Annotated in this window: 1 pseudogene; it reads right to left on the bottom strand. The window is 35.2% G+C overall.

The features are described 5' to 3' along the window. Positions 1-45: 45 nt before the first annotated feature. Positions 46-208, bottom strand: a pseudogene (locus BTV99_RS13820) (IS1595 family transposase); the annotation flags it as partial. Positions 209-418: the final 210 nt, after the last annotated feature.

The raw sequence follows: 418 nt of genomic DNA on the forward strand, positions 1-418 counted from the left end.
GCTTTCATATAATTCTACTTCACCATCAAAAGGGGCATCAGCTTATAATGAAAGATAGTGATCTATAACAAGCCTGATTTTATGATAAAAAAGTGCAGCCGTTTTAGGCTAAATATCCAGCAAATTTGCGGCTGCTCTAACAATAACTTCAGCCGCGAAAAACTCTAAGAGCGTAAGATTGACTTAGTTTACAATGAGTTACCCTCATAAAAGCAGTTGAGCACAATGTTAATCTAACACAGCCCTAACATTTTTATAAAAATAATTATTAGTGTCTCTCCTCCAGTATTCACTCAGAGAAAAGCCGCCGTTAAGCTTATCGAAAAATATAGTTTTCCATGAAAACATTGTTACAACTAAAGGATAGTAAGTCTTTCAAAACATGATGAGCGGGCTATAAAGAAGATAGACGGTATGA

This window comes from Psychrobacter sp. Rd 27.2 (assembly GCF_001921755.1).
Taxonomy (GTDB): domain Bacteria; phylum Pseudomonadota; class Gammaproteobacteria; order Pseudomonadales; family Moraxellaceae; genus Psychrobacter; species Psychrobacter celer.